This window comes from Pseudomonas sp. GNP012 (genome assembly GCF_054343835.1).
Map to the genome: position 1 here is coordinate 4537501 of NZ_JBTGUU010000001.1, position 20573 is coordinate 4558073.

General features: G+C 59.5%; 19 protein-coding genes (1 of these 19 running past the window's edge). 9 read left to right on the forward strand and 10 right to left on the reverse strand.

Going from position 1 to position 20573, the window contains the following annotated elements:
* The 8 genes from msrP to mrcB all read right to left on the reverse strand — a co-directional run.
* A protein-coding gene (gene msrP, locus ACXX83_RS20465) for a protein-methionine-sulfoxide reductase catalytic subunit MsrP (RefSeq protein WP_458549446.1) crosses the window boundary here: on the reverse strand, positions 1-464 show its 5' end (the start). Its footprint begins 550 nt before the window's first position; only the first 464 of its 1014 coding nucleotides appear in the window; its start codon is at positions 462-464; the stop codon falls past the left edge of the window.
* Positions 465-522: 58 nt separating this feature from the next.
* On the reverse strand, positions 523-1377 hold the full coding sequence (gene pssA / locus ACXX83_RS20470) for a CDP-diacylglycerol--serine O-phosphatidyltransferase (RefSeq protein WP_217836371.1): 855 nt from the start codon (positions 1375-1377) through the stop codon (positions 523-525).
* Positions 1378-1521: 144 nt separating this feature from the next.
* On the reverse strand, positions 1522-2538 hold the full coding sequence (gene ilvC / locus ACXX83_RS20475) for a ketol-acid reductoisomerase (RefSeq protein WP_003228216.1): 1017 nt from the start codon (positions 2536-2538) through the stop codon (positions 1522-1524).
* A 45-nt stretch (positions 2539-2583) separates the two neighbouring features.
* Positions 2584-3075, reverse strand: a complete 492-nt coding sequence (gene ilvN, locus ACXX83_RS20480) for an acetolactate synthase small subunit (RefSeq protein ID WP_003176102.1) — start codon at positions 3073-3075, stop codon at positions 2584-2586.
* 2 nt (positions 3076-3077) lie between these two features.
* The gene (locus ACXX83_RS20485; RefSeq protein ID WP_015096847.1) at positions 3078-4802 is read right to left on the reverse strand and encodes an acetolactate synthase 3 large subunit; all 1725 of its coding nucleotides are present in this window, start codon (positions 4800-4802) and stop codon (positions 3078-3080) included.
* A gap of 483 nt (positions 4803-5285) precedes the next feature.
* The gene (locus tag ACXX83_RS20490; protein ID WP_126047562.1) at positions 5286-5621 is read right to left on the reverse strand and encodes a YqcC family protein; all 336 of its coding nucleotides are present in this window, start codon (positions 5619-5621) and stop codon (positions 5286-5288) included.
* Positions 5621-6358, reverse strand: coding sequence for a tetratricopeptide repeat protein (locus ACXX83_RS20495; protein ID WP_458549447.1), 738 nt, complete (start codon positions 6356-6358; stop codon positions 5621-5623). Before ACXX83_RS20495 ends, ACXX83_RS20490 begins: the two co-directional genes overlap by 1 nt.
* Positions 6359-6374: 16 nt before the next feature.
* Positions 6375-8693, reverse strand: a complete 2319-nt coding sequence (gene mrcB / locus ACXX83_RS20500) for a penicillin-binding protein 1B (protein ID WP_458549448.1) — start codon at positions 8691-8693, stop codon at positions 6375-6377.
* A gap of 115 nt (positions 8694-8808) precedes the next feature.
* Here mrcB and ACXX83_RS20505 point away from each other — a divergent pair, with 115 nt between their 5' ends.
* The 4 genes from ACXX83_RS20505 to ACXX83_RS20520 all read left to right on the forward strand — a co-directional run bounded on the left by ACXX83_RS20505 (position 8809) and on the right by ACXX83_RS20520 (position 12092).
* Positions 8809-10365, forward strand: a complete 1557-nt coding sequence (locus tag ACXX83_RS20505; RefSeq protein WP_458549449.1) for a bifunctional aminoglycoside phosphotransferase/ATP-binding protein — start codon at positions 8809-8811, stop codon at positions 10363-10365.
* 90 nt (positions 10366-10455) lie between these two features.
* Complete coding sequence (locus ACXX83_RS20510; protein ID WP_217836375.1) at positions 10456-10800, forward strand: pentapeptide repeat-containing protein; 345 nt, start codon at positions 10456-10458, stop codon at positions 10798-10800.
* A 246-nt stretch (positions 10801-11046) separates the two neighbouring features.
* Positions 11047-11319, forward strand: a complete 273-nt coding sequence (locus ACXX83_RS20515) for a TfoX/Sxy family protein (protein ID WP_007971093.1) — start codon at positions 11047-11049, stop codon at positions 11317-11319.
* Positions 11320-11774: 455 nt separating this feature from the next.
* A complete protein-coding gene (locus tag ACXX83_RS20520) occupies positions 11775-12092 on the forward strand; it encodes a Rieske (2Fe-2S) protein (protein WP_015096854.1) in 318 nt (105 codons plus the stop codon).
* Here ACXX83_RS20520 and sfsA read toward each other — a convergent pair.
* Positions 12089-12802 carry a DNA/RNA nuclease SfsA gene (sfsA, locus tag ACXX83_RS20525; RefSeq protein ID WP_458549450.1) on the reverse strand — a complete coding sequence of 238 codons (714 nt, stop codon included), beginning with the start codon at positions 12800-12802 and terminating at the stop codon, positions 12089-12091. The two genes, ACXX83_RS20520 and sfsA, sit on opposite strands and share 4 nt — an antisense overlap.
* On the reverse strand, positions 12802-13974 hold the full coding sequence (locus ACXX83_RS20530) for a pyridoxal phosphate-dependent aminotransferase (RefSeq protein ID WP_458549451.1): 1173 nt from the start codon (positions 13972-13974) through the stop codon (positions 12802-12804). Before ACXX83_RS20530 ends, sfsA begins: the two co-directional genes overlap by 1 nt.
* A 334-nt stretch (positions 13975-14308) precedes the next feature.
* Here ACXX83_RS20530 and dksA point away from each other — a divergent pair, with 334 nt between their 5' ends.
* The 5 genes from dksA to ACXX83_RS20555 all read left to right on the forward strand — a co-directional run bounded on the left by dksA (position 14309) and on the right by ACXX83_RS20555 (position 20504).
* A complete protein-coding gene (gene dksA / locus ACXX83_RS20535; protein WP_007995322.1) occupies positions 14309-14749 on the forward strand; it encodes an RNA polymerase-binding protein DksA in 441 nt (146 codons plus the stop codon).
* Between the two features lie 203 nt (positions 14750-14952).
* Positions 14953-15849 carry a tRNA glutamyl-Q(34) synthetase GluQRS gene (gene gluQRS / locus ACXX83_RS20540; protein WP_458549452.1) on the forward strand — a complete coding sequence of 299 codons (897 nt, stop codon included), beginning with the start codon at positions 14953-14955 and terminating at the stop codon, positions 15847-15849.
* A 78-nt stretch (positions 15850-15927) separates the two neighbouring features.
* Positions 15928-16104 carry a hypothetical protein gene (locus ACXX83_RS20545; protein ID WP_003176118.1) on the forward strand — a complete coding sequence of 59 codons (177 nt, stop codon included), beginning with the start codon at positions 15928-15930 and terminating at the stop codon, positions 16102-16104.
* Positions 16088-19042, forward strand: coding sequence for a sensor histidine kinase (locus ACXX83_RS20550; protein WP_217836379.1), 2955 nt, complete (start codon positions 16088-16090; stop codon positions 19040-19042). Before ACXX83_RS20545 ends, ACXX83_RS20550 begins: the two co-directional genes overlap by 17 nt.
* A gap of 22 nt (positions 19043-19064) precedes the next feature.
* Positions 19065-20504 carry a sigma-54-dependent transcriptional regulator gene (locus ACXX83_RS20555; RefSeq protein ID WP_095965619.1) on the forward strand — a complete coding sequence of 480 codons (1440 nt, stop codon included), beginning with the start codon at positions 19065-19067 and terminating at the stop codon, positions 20502-20504.
* Positions 20505-20573: the final 69 nt, after the last annotated feature.

The window sequence follows — 20573 nt, forward strand, 5'->3', positions numbered from 1 at the left end:
GCTTCCACGCAACGCAGTCGGTAGATTCGCTCCTCAAGCTGGTACGGCTTCATGAAGTCCTCCAGCGCATAACGCCCTGGCTTGCCCACCTCCCCGTCCACGACCACCGACCACGGCTCAGTCTTCAGCGTGCCGGCATTGGCGGCCGGATCACCCTTATCGGTGCCGAACTCGTAGAAGTTGTTGTAGTGGGTCGCATCCTTGAACGGCGTGATCGCCTCATCCTTGACGTTGACCGCCCCCCACTGGGTAGCTGGAAGTTTTTCGCTGAACCAGGAAGGCGCCTTGCCGGATTCAACATCCGGGTAACGCGCAGCATCGCCAGCGCTGGCCCATTGCGGCAGGCTACCCAGGGCGAAACCGGCAACCGTGGCGCCGAGCACTTTGCGTCGAGAAAGATAGAGGGATTCAGGCGTGACGTCCGACTCATGACAGTCGGACGTTCTGGTGACTTTGATCAGCATGGTGACTCCGCAGCTCTGGAGGACAGACGCACCTATAGACTGCGGAGTATGAGGGAAATTACGCGTTCTTGTTACGGCGAAGACGTAACAGGTATTGAACCGGGCCGGAGGCTGCATAGGCGAGAAATACCAGCAGCAGGATGCGCGGCGGATCACTGAACACCACTGCAAACACCAGCACCACAGCGAGAATCGCCACGAACGGCACGCGCCCTTTCAGATCCAGCTCCTTGAAGCTGTTGTACTTGATGTTGCTGACCATCAGCATGCCGGCCGCAGCCACCATCAGCGCAACCAGGAAGGACATCTTCGACCCCTGGATACCGTAATCGCTGAACGCCCAGACGATGCCTGCAACAACACCCGCCGCCGCCGGGCTGGCCAGGCCGATAAAGTAGCGCTTGTCCGCCGTACCGACCTGAGTGTTGAAGCGTGCGAGACGCAGCGCCGCACCCGCGACATAAACGAAGGCGACCATCCAGCCAACCTTGCCCATGTCACCCAGAGCCCAACCGAAGGCCAGCAATGCCGGCGCGACACCAAAGGCAACCATGTCCGACAGCGAGTCGTACTCGGCACCAAAGGCGCTCTGGGTATTGGTCATACGGGCCACGCGGCCATCAAGGCCATCGAGCACCATCGCAACGAAGATGGCGATGGCCGCAAACGCGAAATACTTGCTCGCATTGACCGCGTCACCCGCACTCAGGGCCGCCTGGGCGCTCATCGAGTTGATGATGGAGTAAAACCCTGCGAACAGGTTCGCAGTGGTAAACAGGTTCGGCAGAAGATAGATACCACGATGCCGGACTTTACGACCTTCAGCGTCATGGCCCTCCTCGACATGTTCATCGATGGGCAGCAGGCTTTCGGCGTCAGAAGCCTGGTTTGGCTCTTCGGGGCGTTCGCTCATGGACATTACCTTGCAACGGGGTGGAAAGTTTTGACAGGTGTCTGGGACGACGGTTCGGCCGCAAACGATGCAGCTTTATACCAGAACCGGTCTCCCAAACGAAAAAACGCGGCCTAAGCCGCGTTTTTCGTACAAGGGCGTGACTTAGTTTTTAGCTTTGTCGACGATCTTGTTGGCACCGATCCACGGCATCATGGAGCGCAGTTGCTCGCCGATGATTTCGATACCGTGAGCGGCATTGTTACGACGCTTGGCGGTCATCGAAGGATAGCCGGTAGCGCCTTCGCTGATGAACATCTTGGCGTATTCGCCGTCCTGAATACGTTTCAGGGCGTTGCGCATGGCCTGACGGGATTCGGCGTTGATGACTTCCGGACCAGTCACGTACTCGCCGTATTCGGCGTTGTTGGAGATCGAGTAGTTCATGTTGGCGATACCGCCTTCGTACATGAGGTCAACGATCAGCTTCAGTTCGTGCAGGCACTCGAAGTAGGCCATTTCTGGCGCGTAACCAGCTTCAACCAGGGTTTCGAAACCGGCTTTTACCAGTTCAACGGTACCGCCACACAGAACGGCTTGCTCGCCGAACAGGTCGGTTTCGGTCTCGTCCTTGAAAGTGGTTTCGATGATGCCGGTACGGCCGCCGCCAACGCCGGCAGCGTAGGACAGCGCAACGTTCTTGGCGTTGCCCGAGGCGTCCTGGTAGATAGCGATCAGGTCAGGGATACCGCCGCCCTTCACGAATTCGGAACGTACGGTGTGGCCTGGAGCCTTCGGCGCGATCATGATCACGTCGAGGTCAGCGCGCGGCACAACCTGGTTGTAGTGGATCGCGAAGCCGTGGGAGAAGGCCAGGGTGGCGCCTTTCTTGATGTTCGGCTCGATTTCGTTCTTGTACAGGGAGGACTGGAACTCGTCCGGGGTCAGGATCATGACCAGGTCGGCAGCCGCAACAGCGGAAGCAACGTCGGTCACTTTCAGGCCGTGGGCTTCTGCCTTGGCAACGGTAGCCGAACCTTTACGCAGGCCAACAGTCACGTCAACGCCGGAGTCTTTCAGGTTGCACGCCTGGGCGTGGCCTTGGGAACCGTAACCGATGATGGCAACTTTCTTGCCCTGGATGATCGACAGGTCGCAGTCTTTATCGTAGAAAACTTTCATGAATTTCCCCTATATCAGGCCGTTCAGGCCGTTCGCTAATTTGGTTTAGATGCTGAGTACTTTGTCGCCGCGGGCAATGCCGGTCACGCCGCTACGGACGGTTTCCAGAATCGAGGCGGTGCCGATGGACTGAATGAAGCTGTCGAGCTTGTCGCTGGTACCGGTCAGTTGAACGGTATACACGCTGGCGCTGACATCTACGATCTGCCCACGGTAAATATCGGTAGTGCGCTTGATCTCGGCGCGCTGGGCGCCGGTGGCCTTGACCTTGACCAACATCAGTTCGCGCTCGATGTGAGCACTTTCCGACAGGTCGACCAGTTTTACCACTTCGATCAGCTTGTTCAGGTTCTTGGTGATCTGCTCGATGACTTCATCGTGACCGACAGTGGTCAGCGTCAGACGCGACAGGGTCGGGTCTTCGGTTGGGGCCACGGTCAGGCTTTCGATGTTGTAGTTGCGCTGCGAGAACAGGCCAACCACGCGAGACAGAGCGCCGGGTTCGTTTTCCAGAAGCAAGGAAATAATGTGCCGCATGATTAAGTACGCTCCGTCTTGCTCAGCCACATATCGCGCATGGAGCCGTCTTTGATCTGCATCGGATAGACGTGCTCGCTGGTGTCGACCGAAATGTCGATCACCACCAGGCGATCTTTCATGGCGAACGCCTCTTCCATCTTCGACTTCAAGTCCTTCGAATCGGTGATACGCACGCCAACGTGACCGTAGGCCTCTGCCAGTTTGACGAAGTCAGGCAACGATTCCATATAGGAATGAGAGTGGCGGCTGCCGTAGCTCATGTCCTGCCACTGGCGAACCATGCCCAGTACACCGTTGTTCAGGATGACGATCTTGACCGGCAATCCGTATTGCAGGCAGGTCGACAACTCCTGAATATTCATCTGGATGCTGCCCTCGCCGGTGACGCAAACGACGTCGTCATCCGGGAAGCTCAACTTGATGCCCATGGCCGCCGGGAAACCGAAGCCCATGGTGCCCAGGCCACCGGAGTTGATCCAGCGGTTCGGCTTGTTGAACGTGTAGTACTGCGCTGCGAACATCTGGTGCTGACCCACGTCAGAGGCTACAAAGGCATCGCCCTTGGTCACTTCGCACAGGGTTTCGATCACGGCCTGCGGCTTGATGACGCTGCCGTCGCCCTTGTCATAAGGGAACAGGCCGCGATCACCGCGCCACTCATCGACTTGCTTCCACCAGCTGGCAACGGACTCCTTGTTCGGGGTCTCGCCGATTTCCTTGAGGATCGCGACCATTTCGGTCAGGACACTCTCGACCGGACCCACGATAGGCACGTCGGCCTTGATGGTCTTGGAGATCGAAGCCGGGTCGATGTCGATGTGAATGATCTTGGCGTTCGGGCAGAACTTCGACGCGCCGTTGATGACACGGTCGTCGAAACGCGCGCCGACAGCGAGGATCACGTCAGCATGGTGCATCGCCAGGTTGGCGGTGTAGCTGCCGTGCATGCCGAGCATGCCGATGAACTGACGGTCGGTGCCCGGGTAGCCACCGAGGCCCATCAGAGTATTGGTCACTGGCAGGTTGAGCATCTTCGCCAGTTCGGTCAGTGGTGCGGAACCACCGCCGAGGATCACGCCGCCGCCCGAGTACAACACAGGACGCTTGGCCGCCAGGAGCATTTCTGCCGCCTTGCGGATTTGACCGGAGTGACCGCGAACAGCCGGGCTGTAGGAACGCAGCTTGGCTTTTTTCGGGAAGACGTATTCGAACTTCTCGGCCGGGTTGGTCATGTCTTTCGGAATATCGACAACGACCGGACCAGGGCGACCGGATTGCGCCAGGTAGAAGGCTTTCTTCATGACTTCCGGGATTTCCGACGCGTGCTTGATCATGAAGCTGTGTTTCACGATCGGCCGGGAGATACCGATCATGTCGGTTTCCTGGAATGCGTCGGTGCCAACCATGGTGCTCGGTACCTGGCCGGAAATGACCACCATCGGAATGGAGTCCATGTAGGCCGTGGCAATACCGGTGATGGCGTTTGTCGCGCCCGGCCCGGAAGTCACCAGTACCACACCGGCTTTACCGGTGGCACGGGCGTAGCCGTCAGCCATATGGGTAGCCGCTTGCTCGTGACGAACCAGGATGTGGGTCACTTCCGGTTCTTTGAACAGGGCATCGTAGACATGAAGAAGAGCACCACCCGGGTACCCGTAGATATATTTGACGCCTTCGTCGCGCAAAAAGCGGACGAGCATCTCACCGCCAGATAAAAGCTCCACGTTGCTCACCTCTAAAACGCCAGAATACCGCCCACGAAAAATGGGACGGGTCTTAATAGGTTTACTTCTCGGCAGAGCATGAGCGACGGTGGTCGCCGACTACGTCAGCACTGACTGAGCAAGTATTGGGATCGTCCCAAGTGTTGCGGGGCTTTCCCACCCAGCGCGAGGTAACGCGTTGCGGGTGTAACAGGTCGACGCGGATATGCGCCTCATGATCTGCTGAGAGGGTCTGCTTCTGGCAGTCCCTGTACAGCGGACTTTGGATTCTTCTGTTTCGCCCTTCGCAAGTCAAGTCGTCTATGAGCTTTATTCTACTAAGCACATGAGAACGCAAGAAAAAACCCGTAAATCCGCCCCGTGTTAGCTTCGATTGCGCAACTTTTGGCAAAAAATTGGCACGCGCATGCACTTACCCTGCAGTAGCCGACAAAATAGAGAGAGATTGTGGACAACTGCCAGCGGACACTGGCAGCTTCTGGCTCAGCGAGAGGCGGTGATCAACTGATCAAACTCTTTGAGCAATACCTGCAACTGCCGATCCTTGCCCTGGACATTGCGTCCGGCAAAGACCATCTCAGCCATTTCCTGAATGCCCGAAGCATTGGGTAGCGGCAGATCCTGCTCGAGGATCATTTTCATGCGCGGCAGGAAGATCCATTGCAGCCATTGCTCGAAATCCAGTGTATCGACCGAAAACGGCTCGACACTGGAAAGCGCTTCGGCCGATGGCGAGACTTCATCCCACCAGCCTTGCACCCGCAACTCGCGCTCGATCAACAGCAGTTGATCGGCGATTTTCAGAAAGCGCGCATCCATCACAGCGTTACCTTGGCCTTCTGGCGCGCCAGTGCGGCGCCCTGGGAGTCACCCTGCTTTTCACGCGCCTGGGCAATCAGATCCCACAAGTTGGCCTGAAGGGCCGGACGCCCATTGGCCAAGGTCAGCCCACGGCGAGCGAACTGCTCGGCCTGGGCTGCATCGCCTTGCGCCATCCGCACCTGCGCCAGACGGTACAGCACCTGCGGTTCACGCGGAGCAACGCGCTGAGCGCGTTCAAGGCTGGAAGAGGCACCGTTGAGATCACCGCTCGCCTGTTGCTGCTGAGCGGTGGTCAGCAAAGCCAGTACCGGGCCGTCCAGTTGCTCGTCGGCAGAGAGCCCGCCCGAACTGGCCGACGGAATCCCGCTTGGCGACGACGGCATGCTGTAGCTGCCCTGGTTGATCGGCGCCGGCTGTACCGGCGACGTGTCAATCGGCCCCGGCGTGATCGGCCCCGGGGTAATAGGCGTGGTGCTGATTGGCGTTGAAGTCGTCGCAGCGCCTGGCACCATCACCACGACGCCGCTGTCACCTTGCGGAATCGCCTGGGTCTGCGACTGACCTTGTACAGGGCGCTTGACGGTCGTCTGGCGGAAGCCGCCATTGGCCGAGATCCGCTCACTGTTGGACACCGCGGTGCCGGAATCTACAACCGGAATCGAACCGCGTTGGACGGTAGAACAACCGCTGAGCAAAGCTACGGCGGCAACCGCTGGAATCAACCACTTGTTCACTTGAAATCCTCTTTGCTTAATTCATCCAGCCCTTGACCCAGTCCATCACCGACTCCGCAGGGTTTTCACCACCGCAAGCGGCGCCGGGAGGCGGTTCGCTGCCGCGAATATACGGCATCTGCACGGCACCGGGGCAACCGGCGTCAGAACCTTGTCCGGTTCGCGAATCCACCCAGGCCTGAACGATATTATCCGGCTGCGGCATGTCCAGCGGCAACGGGTCGGCCTTGCGCATGAAGCTGGTCCAGACCTGCAAGGCCCCGGTGGCGCCAGTGAATGGCGTCTTGCCGTTGTCATCGCGCCCCAGCCAGACCACCGCCAGCAAGTCCTGGCTGAAACCGGCAAACCAACTGTCTCGCGAGTCGTTACTGGTGCCGGTTTTACCCGCGAGAGTCAGTGTTCTTGGCAACACGTTATAAACCGAGCTGCCGGTACCTTCTCGCATCACGCGCTGCATGGCGCTCTGGATCAGGTAAATGGAGGCCGGATCGAAACGCTGCTGAATCTGGAACGGATAACGCTTGAGCGGCTCGCCTTCTGCAGTCAGCACGCTGCGAATCCCGCGCATCGGCGTATTGAACCCACCGTTGGCGAGGGTCTGGTACATGGTCGCCACTTCGATGGGCGTCATCCCGCCAGCGCCGAGCAACATCGAGGGGAAGGCCGGGAATTCACGAGACACCCCCAGGCGTTCCACCGTCTTCAGGACGTTCGGCACACCGACCGCCAAGCCTAGGCGCGCGGTCGACAGGTTGTAGGAATGCGCCAAACCCTGATAGAGGAAGACGGTACCGTGAGAACGACGATCATAGTTCTGCGGCTTCCAGACCTGGCCGTCGGCGCCCTTGACCGAGAAGGACTCGTCCGACAGCCAACTGGTCAACGTGTACTGGCTCGGCTTCTCCAGCGCGGTCAGGTATACCGCCGGTTTGATCAACGAGCCGATCGGCCGCACAGCATCCAGCGCCCGGTTGAACCCGGCAAAACTGGCCTGGCGACTGCCGATCATGGCCTGTACTTCGCCAGTCTCCGGGTTGGTCACGACCATCGCCGCTTCAACATCATCAGACCCCTTGCGCCCGGCCAGGCGCTTGAAGGTGTCGTTGACCGAGGCTTCAGCCTTCATCTGCAGGATCGGGTCGAAACTGGTGAAGATGCGCAGGCCTTCCTCGGTCAAGTCTTCGTCGCGATAGTCTTCGCGCAACTGACGCTTGACCAGATCGAGGAATCCGGGGAACGAGCTGTCCGCCAGACTGCCGCGTTTGGTCACGCCCAGCGGCATTTTCTTCGCCGCCTCAACCTGCTCGGCAGTCGCGACGCCCTGCTCCTGCAACACATCGAGTACCAGGTTGCGCCGCTCAAGGGCACGTTCCGGATAACGACGCGGGTTGTAGGAAGACGGCCCTTTGACCATCCCCACCAGCAGTGCGACTTGATGCAGCTTGAGCTCGGCCAGCGGCTGGCTGAAGAAGAACTGGCTGGCCAGACCGAAACCGTGCACCGCGCGCTGACCGTCCTGCCCGATAAACACTTCGTTGAGGTAAGCCTCAAGGATTTCGCGTTTGTCATAATGCAGTTCAAGCAACAGCGCCATCATCGCTTCGGTGAGTTTGCGGCTCAGGCTGCGCTCGTTGGTCAGGTAGAAGTTCTTGACCAACTGCTGAGTCAGGGTACTGCCACCCTGACGCATGCGGCCGGATGAACCGTTGACCCAGATCGCTCGGGCGATCGACTTCGGTGAAACACCAAAGTGATGATAAAAATCGCGGTCCTCGACAGCCACCAGCGTTTCCAGCAGATACGGCGGCACCTGATCGATCTTGATCAGAATCCGGTCTTCGAGGTTTTTCGGGTACAGGCCACCGATCAGCAGCGGTTCCAGGCGTACCACCGACAGCTTCGAGCCTTTGGGCCCCGCCAACTCGGCCACGTAATCGCCGGAGAAACGCACCCGCACCGGTTGCGCCTGCTCCATGCCTTCATAGAACTGGAAGCCACGGGTGTTCAGGTCAACGGTATTGCCGCTGACCGACGCCGCGCCCGGACCGTTGGCCACGCTTTCACGGCGATAGCCCAGGGCATCGAGCTCGGTCAGGAAATCATCCCTGCTCAGCTTTTGTCCGACGAACAGCTCGAGGGGACGTGCGTAAACCTTGGCCGGAATCGTCCAGCGCTTGCCGGAGAACTTCTCCTGGACAATTGCATCAAGGTAAACGGCGAATCCGGCCAGCATTACCAGGCCGACCAGACTGAGTTTAATGGCCCAGCCCAGCCACGGGCGCAGGCCCCTGGAGGGTGGTTTTTTTGGGGTGCGGGGAGTTCGAGTACGAGTCATGGCGGCGGATTATACGCACTTTATTGATACTCAACAGGAGCGCTCCGAGGTTTGCGTCAAGCGGACTTGCAGCCATAATGACGGCCTTGATTTTCCAGACTCTGAAGGATCGCCTGTGAGCCAGACCTTGATCGCTGCCCTGCAAAACCCTGCCCTCTACCCGCACCCGGTAGAAGGATTCCAGGTCATCGAAACCCATATCTCCTGGGTCATTCTCACCGGCCCCTTCGCTTATAAAGTGAAGAAACCGGTCAACTTCGGTTTTCTCGACTTTACCGGCCTTGAGGCTCGCGAGCATTTTTGCACTGAAGAACTGCGCCTGAACCAGCGCCTGACCAACGATTTGTACCTGGAAGTGTTGCCCGTCACCGGCAGCGCCGAGGCTCCGCAATTGGGCGGCGAAGGGCCAGCCATCGAATATCTGCTGAAGATGCGCCAGTTCCCGCAAAGCGGACTACTGAGTACCCTGCAAGCCAATGGCGAATTGACCACTGCGCACATCGACGAGATGGCCGAGCAAATCGCCCGCTTCCACCTCAGCGCCCCCAAAGTGCCGGCCGGGCACGAAGCCGGCACCCCGGACAGCGTCATGGCGCCAGTACGCCAGAACTTCGAGCAGATTCGCCCGTTCCTTAGCGATAAAGCCGACCTGTTGCAACTCGACGCCCTGCAAGCCTGGGCCGAAAGCAGCTTCGAACGCCTCAAACCACTGCTCACCCAGCGCAAGGCCGAAGGCTTCATTCGCGAATGCCACGGTGATATCCACTTGGGTAACGCAACCGTGATCGACGGCAAGGTCGTGATCTTCGACTGCATCGAATTCAACGAGCCGTTCCGTTTTACCGACGTTTATGCCGACACCGGCTTCCTGGCGATGGACCTGGAAGATCGCGGCCTGAAGTGCCTGGCGCGCCGTTTCGTCAGCCAGTACCTGGAGCTGACCGGCGACTATCACGGCCTCGAGCTGCTGAACTTCTATAAAGCCTACCGCGCACTGGTTCGCGCCAAGGTCGCCCTGTTCAGCATGCCGGCCGACGCCACTGCGGTGCAGCGTGCCACGACCCTGCGCCAGTACCGCAACTACGCCAACCTGGCGGAAAGCTACAGCACCATTCCGTCGCGCTTCATGGCCATTACCAGCGGCGTTTCCGCAGTCGGTAAGAGCCATGTCGCCATGCGCCTGGTCGAAGCCCTGGGCGCGATTCGCCTGCGCTCCGATGTCGAGCGCAAGCGCCTGTTCGGCGAGCAGACCGTCGAGAATGATGTACAGGCCGGCATCTATAGCGCCGACGCCAGTGCGGCGACCTATGCCCGCCTGCACGACATCGCCGACGTCATTCTGCATGCGGGCTTCCCGGTGGTGGTCGACGCCACTTACCTCAAGCGTGAGCAGCGTGACAGTGCGGCGAAGGTGGCCGAGGCCACGGGTGCACCCTTCCTGATCCTCGACTGCAATGCACCACAGGCCGTGATCGAAAGCTGGCTGGCCGCACGCCAGGCCGACAAAAAGGACCCGTCCGACGCCACGCTGGCCGTAATCGAAGCCCAACAAGCCAGCCGCGAGGCGCTGACCCCCGCAGAAATCCTCTGCAGCAAGCGCGTCCAGACCAATGAAAGCGGGACTCTCGATACCGTTGTGGAACAGATTCGCCAGCGCCTGCCGGGCCTGTAAAAACTATTTCAGTCGTGAGGCCCTCGCAGGCCTCACGGCTGTTAAACAGTGGCACTATACTGGCGTCATAAAACCATCAGGTGATGCGACATGAGCCAGCCAAAACTTCTCGACACGCCGCTTTATGCCCTGCTGCACAAAGACGACATCAGAGGCTTCAACAGTGAGCGCCCCAAGGATGGCCCCATCGACATGGCGGGTGGCGATTTCCGGGGGCTGGACCTGCGCGAACTGAATGCCGACGGTGTGGATTTCAGCGACGCCTACTTCCGTTCCGCCGACTTGCGCGGCATCGATTTTCGCAAAGCGAACCTGGAAGGCGCGAGCCTGGCCCACGCACAAATCTCCGGCACCTACTTTCCAGTGGAACTGAGTGCCGACGAAATCCTCATGTCGATGAACTTCGGCACACGGTTGCGCTACCGTACGCGCTGATCATCGTTGCCGACTGACACGTCCAGTGCCCTCCCCCTGCACTGGACTACAGGGATGTTCACCCGCAATTCCCGACTGTTCCCCGCCTCTTCCTCCCTCGTTCGCAGACTTTTCACGCCCTGCCAATGCCCATCTCTTAGAAGCGTTTGCGTCGAAAACGAGCAAACAATCACGCTTTTCCTGCTGATGGCTACACTCCTCAGAAGATTGCCCACGCTCTCCATTCGGCCATCGCAAGGAGGCTTGATGAATGATGAACTGCAACACCTGAAGAATCTTGGCAAGACGTCAGCGCAATGGCTGCATGCCGTGGGCATCCATAGCGCATCGGACTTGCGTCGCCTCGGGGCGGTGGATGCTTATCGGGCCGTGCGTACGCGCGGTTTTCGGGCGTCCAAGGTGTTGTTGTACGCCATTGAAGGCGCCTTGATGGACGTCCACTGGAATGACATCCCTGCCGAGCGCAAGGAAGCGTTGAACAAACAACTGGAAGCCATTTCTTCACGTCACAAGAACTGATCAGACAAGTATTCCCGAAGCTTTGCATCCTGAAACCCAATGATTGCGGGGACTACAGAAGTAAATTCGGCGAATCACCAAGAAATCGAAAAACAGCGGTTGACTTGGTAATGAGAATCGATATTATTATCACAACTGGTCGCGAGACTGGTCGATTTTCTGAAAAGCCCTTGGTTCGGACTCTCAGATTATCTCCTCATCAGGCTAATCACGGTTATTTGACCCGGCTCTTGCCGGGTCTTTTTTTGCCTGTGGAAAAGTACTGACGGGGCCGGCGATACCGATCACCACAACGCGGGTGGTCAGACGCATGACAGTTTCCTGGGCATCGAATGACCAGGCCAAGTATCCTCGACGACAGGCACTTGTCCCCGGCGGACAAGACGGCCATTTGATCGCATTTAACCGTCAAGCCCGGACATATCCGGTCACGAGTTGCGGGACAGAGGATAGAGATGAAGTTGCTTTGCGCAGGTGCCGAACTGGTGAATGACAGCAGTCGCGGTTTCGACATTGACGGCCAAAAGCTTTTTGCGGTGCGCCGCAGCGGTCAGGTCCATGTCTACATCAACCGCTGCCCGCACCGGGGCGTCGCTTTGGAGTGGCATCCCGACCAATTTCTCGACCCGAGCAACAGCCTGATCCAGTGCGCCACCCATGGCGCACTGTTCCTGATCGAAGACGGTGAATGCGTCGCCGGCCCTTGCGCGGGGCAAGCCTTGACCAGAGTGGCCTGTCGCGAGGACGAACAAGGGATCTGGATCAGCCTTTAGCCGCCCGGCAACACATCCAGACGCCGGTCGACCAGCATCTCTTCGTGGCTCAACCGCACACCGTAAGCCAACACCTCGACGCCACATTCAATAGCCTCACGCAAGGCCTGCGCATAAGCCGCATCGATTTCCTGCGCCGGGCGTACGGCCTCGATGCCGGTCAGGCAAACACAGTACAACTGCACCGCGCGAATACCGTCCCTGGCCAAGTGGGCCAGCTCTCGCAGATGCTTGGCACCACGCTGGGTGACTGCATCCGGAAACGCCGCCACCGCCGTACCATCGAAACCCAGGGTCACGCTTTTGACCTCGACGTAGGCAGGCCCTTCGGGGAAATCGAGCCGGAAATCAATACGACTGTTTTCCTGACCATAAGCCACTTCGCGCTTGAGCCCGGTAAAGCCGTTCAATTCGGTGATGACGCCCGCTCGCAGCGCCTCTTCGACCAAACCATTGGCACGGGCGGTGTTCACGCAAAACAACCGACCTTGCGGGGTTTCGCCAATCTCCCAGGTGCCGGGCAACTTGCGTTTCGGGTCGTTGGAGCGGCTGAACCAGACCTGCCCGCCTTCGACCTGACAATTGAGCATCGAGCCTGTATTCGGGCAGTGAATGGTCAGCAACTCGCCGTCAACGGTTTCGATATCGGCGAGAAAACGCTTGTAGCGTCGAATCAGGCGACCTTCTTCGAGGGGGGGATTAAATCGCATCAGCCTTGCCAGCTCCGCAACCCACGGGCAATGCGCTCGACCGCTTCCTGCAAACGCTCGAGATTTTGCGTGTAGGCGAACCGTACATGATGCCCGGCCTGATAACGCCCGAAATCCAGCCCCGGAGTGAAGGCCACATGCTCGGTTTCGAGAAAATATTTACAGAACGCGAAGGCATCGCCGCCAAACTTGCTGATATCGGCGTACAAGTAGAATGCCCCTTCCGGCTCCACGGCAATGCCGAAGCCCAATTCACGCAAGGCCGGCAGCAGGTAATCCCGACGCCGGCCAAATTCGGCGCGACGCTCCTCGAGAATGCTTATGGTCGCCGGCTCGAAGCAGGCGAGCGCGGCGTGCTGCGCCATGCTTGGAGCGCTGATGTAGAGATTCTGGGCGAGTTTTTCCAGCTCACCGACGGCAGCGTCCGGGGCCACCAGCCATCCCAGTCGCCAACCGGTCATCCCGAAGTACTTCGAAAAACTGTTCAGCACGAAGGCACTGTCGTCGACTTCCAGCACGCTGGCCGCATCGGTGCCGTAGGTCAGGCCGTGATAAATCTCGTCGACCACCAGATGACCGTGGCGCTCCTTGATCGCGACAGACAGCTTCGCCAGCTCGTCGCGGGTCAGGATCGTGCCGGTCGGATTGGCTGGCGACGCCACCAATGCGCCCACGCTGTCGTGATCCCAATGACGTTCGATCAGGCCAGGCGTCAATTGATAACGCACCTCCGGACCGACCGGCACCAATTGCGCCGCGCCTTCGACCAGTCGCAGGAAGTGCCGGTTACAGGGGTAGCCCGGGTCCGCCAGCAGCCAGTGCTTGCCGGGGTCTACCAGCAAAGCACTGGCCAGCAGCAACGCGCCGGACCCGCCGGGTGTGATGAGGATGCGTCGTGGGTCGATGTTCAAGCCATAACGCTGCTGATAAAAGCCCGAAATGGCCTCACGCAGTTCCGGAATGCCGCGCGCGGCGGTGTAACGGGTCTTCCCCGCTGTCAGCGCTGCCTGGCCGGCCTGGATGATCGGTTCGGCGGTGGTGAAGTCCGGCTCGCCGATTTCCAGGTGAATCACATCGTGGCCGGCGGCCTGCAACTCATTGGCCCGCGCCAACAACGCCATGACATGAAAGGGTTCGATCGCGCGACTGCGGGCACTGTAGGACTGAGCCATTGGCCTTCCTTCAACGGGGAAAAAAACCGATTCTACCCAAGCGCAGGAACGAGCGAGAACCTAAAGCGGTCAGAGGGCTTATAACCCTGACTACAAACGATTCAAGCGTGTGCGCAAGGTTTGACTAAAATCAATAGTTGAGCAGGGTTCCGGAGCCGCCAGACAACGGTTTGTCATCATTGGCAAGCACCATGAGCCGCAAGCTCGACATCCGGGAGTAGCGCGGCCCGAGTTGATCTGGTAAGTTCGCCCGCTTGCAGCCGCAGGGCCGGCAGGTGTCGGTGATGGAGCAATCCTGCGCAGATGGATTACAAGAGTAGAGGCGGTCTATTTCATGTCCACCCAAGCAAAGCAGCAAAACCAGACAATCAGCGGCTTCGAGCCCTATGTTCAGAAAGCTGGCGAAGAGTACATGGGCGAGCCCATGCGCAAGCACTTCACCAAGGTCCTGAATCAGTGGAAAAAAGAGCTGATGGAAGGTGTCGACAAGACCGTGGACCACATGAAGGACGAAGCGGCCAACTTTCCTGATCCGGCAGACCGTGCCAGCCAGGAAGAGGAATTCGCCCTCGAACTGCGTGCCCGCGATCGTGAACGCAAGTTGATCAAGAAGATCGACAAGACACTTCAGCTGATCGAAGACGAAGAGTACGGCTGGTGTGAATCCTGCGGCATCGAGATCGGCGTCAAGCGCCTCGAAGCGCGTCCTACCGCCGACCTGTGCATCGACTGCAAGACTTTGGCGGAAATCAAGGAAAAGCAAGTCGGCAAGTAATTGCGACTTGAACGAAGAACGGAGCGTGCGAACGCTCCGTTTTTGTTTCTAAAATTTGCCTCAGCAGCAAACCTGTGGGAGCGGGCTTGCTCGCGAAAGCGGTGCGTCAACCTATATTGATGTTGAGGCTGATGGCCTCTTCGCGAGCAAGCCCGCTCCCACAAGGTGGTTAGCGCAAGCCTGGAAAAAGTAACACTGCCCTTATGACTGCCATCGCCTCATCCACCTACATCGGGCGCTTTGCCCCCACGCCCAGTGGCCATCTGCACTTCGGCTCGTTGGTCGCCGCATTGGCCTCCTACCTTGACGCGCGCTCGGTGGGCGGACGCTGGCTGATGCGCATGGAAGACCTTGATCCGCCCCGCGAGGAACCCGGCGCCCAGGCGGCCATTCTCAAGGCCCTGGAAAGCTATGGCTTCGAGTGGGATGGCAACCTGGCTCGCCAAAGCGAGCGGCACGACGCCTACGCCGAGGTGCTCAATCGCCTGTTCAATCACGGCCTGGCCTACGCCTGCACCTGCTCGCGCAAACAGCTGGAACCGTATCACGGGATTTACCCCGGACTGTGCCGCAATGCCGGCCATGGCGCCGATGATGCCGCCATCCGCCTGCGCGTACCGGAGCTGGAATACCACTTCCTCGACCGGGTGCAGGGCGAGTACCGCCAGCACCTGGGCCGGGAAGTCGGCGATTTCGTGATCCGCCGTCGCGACGGGCTCTACGCCTATCAACTTGCCGTGGTCCTGGACGATGCCTGGCAGGGCATCACCGATATCGTTCGGGGTGCCGACCTGCTGGACTCCACGCCCCGCCAGCTGTACCTGCAAGAACTGCTCGGCCTGCCGCAACCACGTTATCTGCATATCCCGCTGATTACTCAGCCCGATGGCAATAAACTCGGTAAATCCTACCGTTCACCGCCGTTGACCGAGGATCAGGCAACGCCACTGTTGTTGCGGGCGCTGCGCGCGCTGGGACAGAACCCGGGAACCGAACTGATTGATGCCACGCCACGGGAAGTGCTGAACTGGGGCATTGCCCACTGGGATGCCTCGCTGATCCCGCGCACACTGAGCCTGCCCGAGGCACAGCTGTTGTGATCACACTTGCAGTGCCGCGCCCATCCGTTACCATCGCCGCACGTTTTCGGGCACGCACATAAAAAAAGAGAGGCCGGGATGTACATCTATCGCTTGGTCCTGCTTTTGGTAGTGGGCATTTACCTGTTTTCCCCGGCCATCATGGATTGGTGGATCGACGCCACTGGCGCCTGGTATCGCCCTTATCTGCTCTGGCTGATTCTGATCGTCGTGACCTTCATCCTGCAGAGCCAAAAAGATGCCGATGAGCTTTAGCCTGACCCAGATGATCCTGATCAGCGCCGCGTACCTGGCGGTGCTGTTCGGTGTGGCCTGGATCAGTGAACGGGGCATGATTCCCCGGGCGATCATTCGCCACCCGCTGACCTACACCCTGTCACTGGGCGTCTATGCCAGTGCCTGGGCGTTTTACGGCACCGTGGGCCTGGCCTATCAGTACGGCTACGGCTTTCTATCCAGCTACCTGGGCGTTTCCGGGGCCTTTCTGCTGGCGCCGGTGTTGCTTTATCCGATCCTGAAGATCACCCGCACTTATCAACTGTCGTCCCTGGCGGACTTGTTCGCCTTCCGCTTCCGCAGCACCTGGGCCGGAGCGCTGACGACGATCTTCATGCTGGTCGGCGTATTGCCATTGCTGGCCCTGCAGATTCAGGCGGTCGCCGACTCCATCGGCATCCTCACCCGCGAGCCTGTACAAAATCGCGTGGCCCTGAGTTTCTGCGCACTGATCACGCTGTTCACGATTTTCTTCGGCTCCCGCCACATCGCCACCCGGGAAAAGCATGAAGGCCTGGTGTTCGCGATTGCCTTCGAATCGGTGATCAAGCTGATCGCCCTCGGCGGTGTCGGGTTGTATGCGCTTTACGGCGTGTTCGACGGCCCGCAACACCTTGAACTGTGGTTGCTGCAAAACCAGACCGCGCTCGCGGCCTTGCACACGCCTTTGCAGGAAGGCCCGTGGCGCACCCTGTTGCTGGTGTTCTTCGCCTCAGCGATCGTGATGCCGCACATGTATCACATGACCTTTACCGAAAACCTCAACCCGCGCTCGCTGGTCAGTGCGAGCTGGGGCCTGCCGCTGTTCCTGCTGCTGATGAGCCTGGCGGTGCCGCTGATTCTATGGGCCGGCCTGAAACTGGGCGCCACCACCAATCCGGAATACTTCACCCTGGGCATTGGCATCGCCGCCAACAGCAAGGCGCTGGCGTTGCTGGCCTATATCGGCGGGCTGTCTGCTGCCAGCGGCCTGATCATCGTCACCACACTGGCGCTGTCTGGGATGGCCTTGAACCACCTGGTACTGCCGCTTTATCAACCACCGGCCGAAGGCAATATCTACCGCTGGCTGAAGTGGACCCGCCGGGCGCTGATTGTCGCGATCATCATGGCTGGCTACGGCTTCTACCTGATGCTCGGTGCCGAACAGGACCTGGCCAACCTCGGCATCGTCGCTTTCGTCGCCACGCTGCAGTTCCTGCCGGGCGTGCTCTCGGTCCTGTACTGGCCGACCGCCAACCGTCGCGGCTTCATCGCCGGCTTGCTGGCGGGGATACTGGTGTGGCTGGTGACTATGTTGTTACCGCTGGTCGGTAACCTGCAGGGCTTCTACATTCCGCTGCTGAACATGATCTACGTGCTGGACGACACCAGCTGGCACATGGCGGCGATTGCCTCGTTGGCGGCCAACGTACTGATGTTCACCCTGATCTCGCTGTTCACCAACGCCAGCACCGAAGAGGCCAGCGCCGCCGAAGCCTGCGCCGTGGATAACGTGCGCCGCCCGCAACGCCGCGAACTGCACGCCGCCTCGCCCCAGGAATTCGCCACGCAGCTTGCAAAACCGCTGGGTGCAAAAGCGGCGCAGAAAGAAGTGGAACAGGCGCTGCGCGACCTTTATCTGCCATTCGACGAACGCCGACCCTATGCCCTGCGGCGCTTGCGTGACCGCATCGAAGCCAACCTCTCCGGCCTGATGGGGCCGAGCGTGGCCCAGGACATGGTCGAGACGTTCCTGCCCTACAAGGCTGGCGGCGAAAACTACGTAACCGAAGACATTCACTTCATCGAAAGCCGACTCGAGGACTACCACTCGCGCCTGACCGGTCTGGCCGCCGAACTCGATGCCCTGCGCCGCTATCACCGCCAGACCCTGCAGGAATTGCCGATGGGCGTGTGTTCGCTGGCGAAAGATCAGGAAATCCTCATGTGGAACAAGGCCATGGAGGAGCTGACCGGCATCGCCGCGCAGCGCGTGGTCGGTTCGCGCCTGAGCACCATTGCCGATCCGTGGAAAGAACTGCTGCAAGGCTTCATCAATCTGCCGGACGAGCACTTGCACAAGCAGCACCTGGCCCTCGACGGCCAGACACGCTGGCTGAACCTGCACAAAGCGGCGATCGACGAACCCCTGGCGCCGGGTAACAGTGGCCTGGTATTGCTGGTGGAAGACCTGACCGAAACCCAGATGCTCGAGGACAAGCTGGTGCACTCCGAGCGCCTGGCGAGCATCGGTCGCCTGGCGGCCGGCGTGGCCCATGAAATCGGCAACCCGATCACCGGTATCGCGTGCCTGGCGCAGAACCTGCGCGAAGAACGCGAGGAAGACGGCGAGCTGAAGGAGATCAGCGGCCAGATTCTCGAGCAGACCAAGCGCGTGTCGCGCATTGTCCAGTCGCTGATGAGCTTTGCCCATGCCGGCAGCCATCAGCACAGCGACGAGCCCGTCTGCCTGGCCGAAGTGGCTCAGGATGCCATCGGCCTGCTGGCGCTGAACCGACGCAATTTCGAAGTGCAGTTCTACAACCTGTGCGACCCCGAGCACTGGGTCGAAGGCGACCCGCAACGGCTGGCCCAGGTGTTGATCAACCTGCTCTCAAACGCCCGTGACGCTTCGCCTCCCGGCAGTGCGGTGCGGGTCAAGAGCGAAGCCGGCGAACACACGGTCGATCTGATCGTGGAGGACGAAGGCAGCGGTATTCCGTCGAGCATCATGGACCGATTGTTCGAACCTTTCTTCACCACCAAGGACCCAGGCGAAGGCACCGGTCTGGGCCTTGCACTGGTCTATTCCATCGTTGAAGAGCATTATGGACAAATCACCATCGACAGCCCGGCTGATGTTCAAAGCCAACGCGGCACCCGAATCAGGGTTACCTTGCCGCGTCATGTCGAAGCGACGTCCGCTGTGAACTGAGACCGTCGAGAGTATCGAATCAATGCCGCACATTTTGATCGTCGAAGACGAAACCATTATCCGCTCCGCCTTGCGCCGCCTGCTGGAACGTAACCAGTACCAGGTCAGCGAAGCCGGTTCAGTGCAGGAAGCACAAGAACGCTTCACCATTCCCTCGTTCGATCTGATCGTCAGTGACCTGCGCCTGCCGGGCGCGCCTGGCACAGAGTTGATCAAGCTCGCCCAAGGTACGCCGGTGCTGATCATGACCAGCTACGCGAGCCTGCGCTCGGCAGTCGATTCGATGAAAATGGGTGCGGTGGATTACATTGCCAAGCCATTCGACCACGACGAAATGCTGCAAGCCGCCGCACGAATCCTGCGTGACCGACAAACGGCACAGGCCGGTGGTGAAGCGGTTGCCGGCAAAGCCGCCAACGGTGCAGCGAAATCCGGTGCCGACAACAGCAACGGCGAGATCGGCATTATCGGCTCATGCCCGCCGATGCAGGACCTGTATGGCAAGATCCGCAAAGTCGCGCCGACCGATTCCAACGTGCTGATCCAGGGCGAATCGGGCACCGGTAAAGAACTGGTGGCCCGTGCCCTGCACAACCTGTCCAGACGCGCCAAGGCACCGATGATTTCGGTGAACTGCGCAGCCATTCCGGAAAGCCTGATCGAGTCCGAACTGTTCGGCCACGAAAAAGGCGCATTTACCGGCGCCAGCGCAGGGCGCGCCGGACTGGTGGAAGCGGCGGACGGCGGCACCTTGTTCCTCGACGAAATTGGCGAACTGCCTCTGGAAGCCCAGGCTCGCCTGCTGCGCGTATTGCAGGAAGGCGAAATTCGCCGCGTAGGTTCGGTGCAGTCGCAAAAAGTCGATGTGCGCCTGATCGCCGCGACTCACCGTGACCTCAAGAGCCTGGCGAAGATCGGCCAGTTCCGCGAAGACTTGTATTACCGCCTCCACGTAATTGCGCTGAAGCTGCCAGCACTGCGCGAACGGGGTGCGGACGTCAACGAAATCGCCAACGCCTTCCTGGCACGGCAAAGTGCGCGAATTAACCGCACCGACCTGAAGTTCGCCGCGGATGCCGAGCAAGCCATTCGTCATTACTCCTGGCCGGGCAACGTTCGCGAACTGGAAAACGCCGTCGAGCGCGCCGTTATCCTGTGCGAAAGCCCGGAAATCTCCGCCGAGTTGCTGGGCATCGACATCGAACTGAGCGACCTGGAAGATGACGAATTCATTGGCCTGCCCCCACAACAGGGCAACGGCAATGCCAGCAACAACAATCACGAGCCGACCGAAGACCTCTCTCTGGAAGACTACTTCCAGCATTTCGTCCTCGAGCATCAGGACCACATGACTGAAACCGAACTGGCCCGCAAACTCGGGGTCAGCCGCAAATGCCTGTGGGAACGCCGTCAGCGCCTGGGCATCCCGCGACGCAAGACCGGGGTGGCCAGCGAAAGCTGAACCCCACCTGTCTCATGTGCGGGTAACACGTGACTTTGTGAAAAAACTGTTACCTCAGTTTTTTCACGT

What these genes read in the sequence shown, in the direction of transcription:
- pssA (WP_217836371.1), bottom strand. Translation starts at nt 1,377, where the DNA reads ATGAGCGAACGCCCCGAAGAGCCAAACCAGGCTTCTGACGCCGAAAGC.
- ilvC (WP_003228216.1), bottom strand. Translation starts at nt 2,538, where the DNA reads ATGAAAGTTTTCTACGATAAAGACTGCGACCTGTCGATCATCCAGGGC.
- ilvN (WP_003176102.1), bottom strand. Translation starts at nt 3,075, where the DNA reads ATGCGGCACATTATTTCCTTGCTTCTGGAAAACGAACCCGGCGCTCTG.
- ACXX83_RS20490 (WP_126047562.1), bottom strand. Translation starts at nt 5,621, where the DNA reads ATGGATGCGCGCTTTCTGAAAATCGCCGATCAACTGCTGTTGATCGAG.
- mrcB (WP_458549448.1), bottom strand. Translation starts at nt 8,693, where the DNA reads ATGACTCGTACTCGAACTCCCCGCACCCCAAAAAAACCACCCTCCAGG.
- ACXX83_RS20510 (WP_217836375.1), top strand. Translation starts at nt 10,456, where the DNA reads ATGAGCCAGCCAAAACTTCTCGACACGCCGCTTTATGCCCTGCTGCAC.
- ACXX83_RS20515 (WP_007971093.1), top strand. Translation starts at nt 11,047, where the DNA reads ATGAATGATGAACTGCAACACCTGAAGAATCTTGGCAAGACGTCAGCG.
- ACXX83_RS20520 (WP_015096854.1), top strand. Translation starts at nt 11,775, where the DNA reads ATGAAGTTGCTTTGCGCAGGTGCCGAACTGGTGAATGACAGCAGTCGC.
- sfsA (WP_458549450.1), bottom strand. Translation starts at nt 12,802, where the DNA reads ATGCGATTTAATCCCCCCCTCGAAGAAGGTCGCCTGATTCGACGCTAC.
- ACXX83_RS20530 (WP_458549451.1), bottom strand. Translation starts at nt 13,974, where the DNA reads ATGGCTCAGTCCTACAGTGCCCGCAGTCGCGCGATCGAACCCTTTCAT.
- dksA (WP_007995322.1), top strand. Translation starts at nt 14,309, where the DNA reads ATGTCCACCCAAGCAAAGCAGCAAAACCAGACAATCAGCGGCTTCGAG.
- gluQRS (WP_458549452.1), top strand. Translation starts at nt 14,953, where the DNA reads ATGACTGCCATCGCCTCATCCACCTACATCGGGCGCTTTGCCCCCACG.
- ACXX83_RS20545 (WP_003176118.1), top strand. Translation starts at nt 15,928, where the DNA reads ATGTACATCTATCGCTTGGTCCTGCTTTTGGTAGTGGGCATTTACCTG.
- ACXX83_RS20550 (WP_217836379.1), top strand. Translation starts at nt 16,088, where the DNA reads ATGCCGATGAGCTTTAGCCTGACCCAGATGATCCTGATCAGCGCCGCG.
- ACXX83_RS20555 (WP_095965619.1), top strand. Translation starts at nt 19,065, where the DNA reads ATGCCGCACATTTTGATCGTCGAAGACGAAACCATTATCCGCTCCGCC.